This is a genomic window from Kitasatospora sp. NPDC057518, from assembly GCF_042802075.1.
Lineage (GTDB): Bacteria > Actinomycetota > Actinomycetes > Streptomycetales > Streptomycetaceae > Kitasatospora.
Map to the genome: position 1 here is coordinate 1 of NZ_JBHVEU010000479.1, position 6,621 is coordinate 6,621.

1 protein-coding gene is annotated in these 6,621 nt (G+C 72.6%); it reads left to right on the forward strand.

All coding sequences use genetic code 11. From position 1 onward, the window contains the following. Positions 1-311 precede the first annotated feature (311 nt). Positions 312-6,515, forward strand: a complete 6,204-nt coding sequence (locus ACFU7Z_RS33685; protein WP_380781714.1) for a DNRLRE domain-containing protein — start codon at positions 312-314, stop codon at positions 6,513-6,515. The last annotated feature ends 106 nt before the right edge of the window (positions 6,516-6,621 follow it).

Genomic DNA, 6,621 nt, shown 5'->3' on the forward strand with positions numbered 1-6,621 from the left:
CTGCTGGCCAGGGCCCTGCCGGCGGCCGTCCGGCTCCCGTCCGGCCGCCGCTGAAGAACGCGCCGGGACGCGCTGGAACGCACCGGGCCCCGCTGCGGCCCGCGCCGTACCCGAGAGCGTCGGCCACCCGCGTCGCGCCCGGGCGCTTTCCGGCCTTCCAGGCAGCTTTCGACCGGTTCCTCCCGCCCGGGAGATTGGCCGGTTCTTTGCTGTCGCTTTACCCCGTCATGGCTGACGCACCATCAGCACGTCGGCCGTCCCCCCGTTTTCCGACCACCTTTCCTTCCCGTACGGACCAGTCGAGGAGTTCCATGTCACGCCCCACGGGCGGATCACCGCGGCAGCGGGCCGAAGCCGGCTCGCCGCCCCCCTCCGCACCTCGCCGCGGCAACGGCGTACTGCGCCACACCGCCGTCGCCCTGGCGGTGGTGCTCTCGGTCGAGGCCGCCGCCGTCATCATGACGACCGGTCAGGCCGTCGCCGTCACCACGGAGCAGTCCCCGAAGCCCGCCAAGGCCCTGGGCCCGGCCGAGGCCAAGGACATCGCGACCGCCCACCTCAAGGCCCGGTTGGAGAACCGCCGGATCGAGGTGGTGGACGAGCGCACCGAGTCGACCACCAGCTGGATCAACCCGGACGGCACCACCACGCTGGACCTCGCCTCCGGCCCGGTCCGCTACAAGGACAAGTCCGGCAGGCTCCAGCCGATCGACGTCGACCTGGCGCGGCAGTCGGACGGCAGCGTCAAGGCCAAGGGCCACCCGCTCAACCTCTCGCTGGCCGGCGCCACCCCGCCCGCCGCCGCGTCGGCGTTCAAGGCCGCCGGTGCCCCGGCCGGCGCCCAGCAGGTCCCGGCCACGCCGCTGGTCTCGCTGGACAACGGCAACGGCACCGCGATGTCGCTGTCCTGGCGCGGCGCCCTGCCCGCTCCCACCGTGGACGGCGCCAGGGCCCGGTACGCGGACGCGCTCACCGCCACCGACCTGGTCATCGAGTCCACCCGGACCGGCTTCGAGCAGTTCCTGGAGCTCAAGGACCGCTCGGCGGTGGCCGCCAACGGCAGCGTGACGCTCACCCTGGACGCGGCCGGCCTCCAGGCCCGGCAGAACCCGGACGACTCGGTCTCCTTCCTCGACCCGAAGACCGGCGAGGAGAAGGGCCAGCTGCCCGCCCCGGTGATGTGGGACGCGCAGGTCGACGAGCGCAGCGGCGACCACACCCGCACCGCTCCGGTCGCGCTGAAGGTCGTCCAGAACGGGAACGCGATCGACCTGACGCTGACCCCGGACGCCGCCTTCCTGAACGACCCGAAGACGAAGTACCCGGTGACCGTCGACCCGGCGGTCAACATCGGCGTCGGCTTCGACACCTTCGTCCAGCAGGGCTACGCCACCGACGTCTCCTCGCAGACCGAGCTGAAGCTGGGCAACAACGGCTCCGGCCAGGTGGCGCGTTCGTTCCTGCAGTTCCCGATGGCGAAGATCAGCGGGAAGCAGATCACCGGCGGCAAGCTCAACCTGTGGAACTTCCACAGCTGGTCCTGCACCGCGAAGAGCTGGGAGGTCTGGGACACCGGCACGGCCACCACGGCCACCCGCTGGACGGCCCAGCCCGGCTGGAACAGGAAGTGGGCGACGTCCACCGCGACCAAGGGCTACTCCAGCTCCTGCAACGACGGCTGGGTGAACCAGGACATCACCGCGCTGGTCAAGGCCTGGGCCGCCAACGGCAACACCAACAACACCCTGGGCATCCGGGCCACCGACGAGTCCGACCCGTACGGCTGGAAGAAGTTCAACTCCGGCAACGCGACGTCCAACACGCCGTACCTGTCGGTCACGTACAACACCCCGCCGGGTGTCTCCACGCTGGTCTCCCCGGCCGACGCCGCGCTGACCAACGACGCCACGCCGACGCTGTCCGCCAAGGCGACCGACCCCGACGGCGGCAACATCGCCCTGGACTTCGAGGTCTGGGCGTCCAACGGCACGGCCGCGCTGCAGTCCGGGCGCACCGCCATGGCCGCCTCCGGCTCGACGTTCACCTGGGCCCCGGGCACCAAGCTGGCCCCGGGCGCCTACAAGTGGCGCTCGCGCTCCTGGGACGGCACCGCCAACAGCGCCTGGTCGGGCTTCCGCACCTTCACCGTGGACACCACGGCGCCGGGTGCGACCACCGTCTCCTCCGGGGACTTCCCGGCCGGCCAGTGGGCGGGCACCCCGGACGCCAACGGCAGCTACAGCGGCACCTTCACCTTCACCCCGCCGACCAGCGACGTGAAGGACATCCAGTACCGGCTGGACGGCGGGGCCTGGGTCACCGCGGCCACCACCGGCACCCCGGTCAGCGCCAAGCTCACCTTCAAGGCGGGCTCCCACACCGTCACCGCGCACACCCGGGACGCCGCGGGCAACGTCTCCGCCGACAGGACGTACGCCTTCTACGCCGGCAAGGGCTCCGCCCTGGTCGCGCCGGGCGCGGGCGAGCGCCCGGCCCGCCGCACCTCGCTGCAGGCCGAGGGCAACAGCACCTACACCGGGGTGCGCTACCAGTACCGGCGCGGTGAGACGGACGCCTGGAAGGACGTCCCGGTCGCCAACGTCGCCACCACCGACGGCAAGCCGGTGACGGCCTGGCCGTTCACCGCCCCCGGCGGCAAGCCGGCCGCGCTGACCTGGAACATCACCGACACCCTGGCCGAGAACGGCCCGGTCGACGTCCGCGCGGTGTTCACCGACGGCACCGCCACCGACGCCACCGAGCCGAACACCGTCACGGTGGACCGCAACGCGGGCACCGCGCCGGAGACCAAGGTCGGCCCGGGCGAGGTGAACACCCTCACCGGTGACCTCACCCTCTCCGAGAGCGACGCCGAGGCCTTCGGCCTGCACGCCGAGCGCTCCTTCTCCTCCCGCCGGCCCGCCAACGGCTCGGCCCAGGAGGGCCAGGCGGCGATCTTCGGCCCGCAGTGGAGCTCCGGCACCACCGCCGAACTCACCGACGCCGCCTACTCCTACGTCCGCCAGACCTCGGCGACCTCCCTCTCGGTGGTCTCCGCGGACGGCTCCGAGACCGGCTTCACCGCCACCGGCGCCGGCGGCTGGAAGCCCGAGCCCGGTGCCGAGAACCTCACCCTGACCGGTGCGCTCACCGGCTCCTTCACGCTGAAGGACACCGACGGCACCACCGTCACCTTCGCCAAGGTCGACCCGGCCGCCACCACCTGGCAGGCCTCCGGCTCCTCGCTGCCCAGCGACAACTCCACCACCTCGGTGGTCTCGGAGAAGGTCGTCTCCGGCGGCAAGACCCTGGCCCGCCCGAAGTACGTGGTCGCGCCGTCCTCGGCGACCGCCTCCGCCGACTGCGCCGCCGTGCCGTCCACGGCCGGCTGCCGGGTGCTGGAGTACGTCTACGCCGACACCACCACCGCCACCGCGTCCGCCCTGGGCGACACGGCCGGCCAGGTGAAGCAGATCCGCCTGTGGTCCACCGACCCCGGCGCCGCCACCGCCACCCCCGTCGCCGTCTCGCAGTACGCGTACGACGCCCAGGGCCGGCTGCGCGAGGTCTGGGACCCGCGGATCAGCCCCGCGCTGAAGACCGCGTACGGCTACGACGCGGCCGGCCGGGTCACCACCGTGACCGAGCCCGGCGAGCTGCCGTGGACCCTGGAGTACGGCAAGGCCGGCAACGCCGCCACCGCCGGCGACGGCATGCTGCTCGCCGCCTCCCGGCCCACCCTCAAGCAGGGCAGCAAGGACGTCACCGACGGCACCGCGACCACCTCGGTCGTCTACGACGTCCCGCTGAGCGGCGCCAACGCGCCGTACCCGCTGGCGCCGTCCGACGTCGCGGCCTGGGGCCAGAGCGACGCCCCGACCGACGCCACCGCCGTCCTGCCGCCCGACGCCGTCCCGGCCACCCACGACGGCAAGGCGCTCGGCACCGCCGGCTACAACCGCGCCTCGGTGACGTACACCAACGCCTCCGGCCGCGAGGTCAACACCGCCACCCCCGGCGGCGGCATCACCACCACCGAGTACAACGCCTACGGCAGCCCGGTGCGGACCCTCTCCGCGGAGAACCGCGTCCTCGCCCTGGCCACCACCGGCAACGACCTGAACAAGCTGCGCGCCCTCGGCATCGCCGGCCGCTCGACGGCCGACCGCGCCCAGGTGCTCTCCTCGACCTCGGTCCACTCGGCCGACGGCAAGCGCCTGCTGGAGCAGTACGACCCGCTGCAGCTGGTCACCCTGGAGCACGGCGTGGCCGCCTCCGGCAGCTCCCCGGCGCTCGCCGCCGGCGACGAGGTCCCGGCCCGCGCCCACACCGTCAACGGCTACGACGAGGGCCGCCCGGCGAACGCCGCGGTCAGCGACATGACCACCTCGGTGACGGTCGGCGCCCGGATCGACGGCTACGCCGCCGACGCCGACACGCGGACCACCGCCACCGGCTACGACTGGGCCCAGGGCCTGCCCACCTCGGCCGTCCAGGACCCGGCCGGCCTGAAGATCACCACCAGCACCGGCTACGACGCCAGCGGCCGGGTGACCTCGCAGAGCCGCCCGAACTCCACCGGCTCCGACGCGGCCACCACCGTCACCACCTACTACACCGGCACCGGGACCGGCGCCTGCGCCGGCCACCCCGAGTGGGCCGACCTGGTCTGCTCGATCGCCCCGGCCGCGCAGATCGCCGGCGGCGGCGCCAACCCGCCGCAGCTGCCGACGAAGACCTTCCAGTACGACCGCTGGGGCAACGTCACGGTCCAGACCGAGACCGCCAACGGCGTCACCCGCACCACCACCCGCGGCTACGACACGGCCGGGCGCGCCGTGAAGACCTCGATCAGCGGCGGCACCGGCACCGCGGTCGCCGACACGGTGTTCGGCTACGACCCCGCCAACGGCGAGCTGGCCACCACCAGCAACGGCAAGGCCACCGTCACCCAGGGCTACGACCGGCTCGGCCGCCAGGTCTCCTACGACGACGGCGCCGGCAACGTCACCACCACCGAGTACGACAAGCTCGACCGCCCGGTGAAGAAGTCCGACTCGGTGCCGTCCACCGTGACCTACGGCTACGACACCGCCAAGGACCCGCGCGGCCTGCCCACCTCCCTGACCGACTCGGTGGCCGGCACCTTCACCGCCTCCTACGACGTCGAGGGCCGGCTGGTCTCCCAGACCATGCCCGGCGGCAACACCCTGACCAGCAGCTACGACAGCCAGGGCGTCCAGACCGGCAAGACCTACACCAACCAGGCGGGCACCGTCCTGCTGGCCGACACCGCCGACTTCACCGTCCACGGACAGCAGGCCGGCCGTACCCAGAGCGACGGCAACAGCACCACCAGCGGCTACACCTACGACGCCACCGGCCGCCTCACCAAGGCCGCCGACAGCACCGGCCTGGCCTGCTCCACCCGGACCTACGCGTTCGACAGGAGCAGCAACCGGACCAACCGCACCAGCGTCACCGACGACTGCGACCCGGCCACGGCGGACACCGTCACCCAGGCCGAGACCCACGGCTACGACACCGCCGACCGCCTCACCGACGCCGGCTACGTGTACGACGCCTTCGGCCGCACCACCGCCCTGCCCAAGGGCACCCAGGTCGGCTACCACACCAACGACCTGGTCCGCACCGAGACCCTCGGCGACACCCGCAAGACCTGGGACCTGGACGCCGCCGGCCGCCTGGCGCTCTCCACCACGGAGACCAAGGGCACCGACGGCGCCTGGACCGTCACCGCGCAGGACACCAGGCACTTCGACGGCGGCACCGACAGCCCGACCTGGTCCAAGGACGCGGCCGGCAAGCTGACCCGCAACGTCCTGGACCTGACCGGCCGGCTCACGGCCGCCACCGGCACCGACGGCGGCGCGGTCCTGCTGCTGACCAACCTGCACGGCGACGTGTCCGTCCAGATGTCCCCCGACGGCACCGAGGACCTCGCGGTCTACCACTACGACGAGTACGGCAACGTCGTCGACGCCACCGGCTCGGCCGCGTACGGCTGGCTCGGCGGGGCGCAGCGCGAGGCCGACAGCGTCTCCGGCCTCACCCTGATGGGCGTGCGCCTGTACGACCCGACCACCGGCCGCTTCCTGCAGACCGACCCGGTCCTGGAGGGCTCGCCGAACGCCTACGGCTACCCGGTCGACCCGATCACCATGGACGACCTGACGGGCATGTCCTGGAAGAAGAAGTGGGTCGCCAACTTCAGCCGGGCCGAGGGCAACACCATCGGCGGTCTGCTGGTCGTCTCCAGCAAGATCTCCAAGGGCATCTCCGGGATCCTGAAGAAGCTCCCGCACATCGCCGCCCGGGCCGCCGGCTGGGTCCTGTGGGCGCTGTCCTACCTGATGAAGAGCATCGGCAAGAAGTTCCTCAAGGCCGCCAACAAGCGGGGCAGCCACGGGGTCCGGTTCACCTTCGGCATCTGGCACTCCAGCCACTGGTACGTGCCGGACTACCCGACCTACCGGGTGGACCCGCGCTACTGAGAGGGGGACGGCACCCGAGAGGGGGGACGGCACCACGCTGACGCTCCACTGACGCACGGCAGGATGCACGACAGGTGAGGCCGGGCCCGGGGGTGCTCCCCCGGGC

Bases quoted from the DNA above. Each gene is read 5' to 3' on its own strand.
- ACFU7Z_RS33685 (WP_380781714.1), top strand. From the start codon at position 312: ATGTCACGCCCCACGGGCGGATCACCGCGGCAGCGGGCCGAAGCCGGC.